This is a genomic window from Xenorhabdus littoralis, assembly GCF_033949345.1.
Lineage (GTDB): Bacteria > Pseudomonadota > Gammaproteobacteria > Enterobacterales > Enterobacteriaceae > Xenorhabdus > Xenorhabdus littoralis.
The window spans coordinates 1-1,306 of record NZ_VCDP01000122.1 but is presented as its reverse complement, the minus strand read 5'-3'; the positions used below and the strand labels follow the sequence as shown (position 1 = coordinate 1,306).

Annotated in this window: 1 protein-coding gene; it reads left to right on the top strand. The window is 44.8% G+C overall.

The window, feature by feature from the left end; genetic code table 11:
- The first annotated feature begins 53 nt into the window (after positions 1–53).
- Positions 54–1,303 (top strand): IS3 family transposase gene (locus FE394_RS18185; RefSeq protein WP_319927746.1). Its coding sequence is split into 2 segments (ribosomal slippage): positions 54–402 and positions 402–1,303, totalling 1,251 coding nucleotides; the frame shifts between segments, so codons are not numbered across the junction.
- Positions 1,304–1,306 lie beyond the last annotated feature (3 nt).

Below are 1,306 nucleotides of genomic sequence, written 5' to 3'. Positions count from 1 at the left end.
TGTCCCGTCCTAAATAAGGTTGACACTTTTCTTCATCTATTGAGGAGAGTGTGATGAAATCAGAAAGCAAACGAACTCAGCGTGATTATTCACTGGCTTTTAAATTGGCCGTTGTTGAGCAAGTTGAAAAAGGCGAGATGACTTACAAACAAGCCCAAAGTCGGTACGGTATTCAAGGACGTTCAACCGTTTTAGTTTGGCTTAGGAAGCATGGTCAGTTAGATTGGAGTCTGGGTTGTACACCTTTACATCCTCAAGGAGTCGCCATGACCTCATCTTCATCGCTTACACCTGAGCAACGCATAAAAGAACTTGAACAGCAACTGACTGAAATGGAAAAGAAAGCCGAATTTTTTGAGGCGGTAGTAGAGGTGTTAAAACGGGATTATGGAGTGACTGTCGTAAAAAAGCCACGAGGCAAGTCATTCAGGCGAAAAAAGTAACCGGCTTGCATGTGGTTCAATGTTGCCGTTATCTGGGTATCACACGACAAGCTTATTATCAGCAATGTCAGCGGGCAGTCATCAAAGAACAACAGGATCAGGAGGTGCTGAGGCAAGTGCAATCAATCCGCCTGAAGCAGCCCCGTATTGGCACGAGAAAGCTTCAGTACCTGCTCAACCAATCAAACCCATTAAAAATAGGCAGAGACAGGCTGTTCGATTTACTCCGGACCCATCATTTGTTGGTCAGACCCAGACGGGCTTACCACAAAACGACGCAGAGCCATCATCGTTTTCACTGTCACCCTAATTTACTCAAAGCCGGCCCCAATAAGATAACCCCAACGGGGCCAGAACAAGTTTGGGTGGCTGATATTACGTATCTCCCCGTGAAAATAGGGGAAGCGTATTTGAGCCTGATTACGGATGCCTGGTCGCGTAAAATCGTGGGGCATCAAGTTCATGATAATTTAAGAACAGACTCGGTTATCAAGGCGTACAAACATGCCTTAAAAAACCGAAAGTTAGCCGAGCAATCGCTGATCCATCATTCAGACAGGGGATTACAGTATTGTTCAAAACACTATCAGGCGCTACATAAGCACCATGAAGTGATTTGCTCAATGACAGATGGCCACGACTGCTATCAGAATGCGTTGGCAGAGCGTGTTAATGGTATCCTGAAAACCGAGTTTTTACTCTGCAAACCGTCTGACCTTGAAGAAGCGACCAAAATGGTGAGTGAATCGATAGAGATTTATAATCGATATCGGCCGCACTTAGCGCTAAAATATAAAACGCCCGATGAAGTCCATTATCAGGCGTTAAGTAAAAATAGTGTCAACGTATATCAGGACTAGACA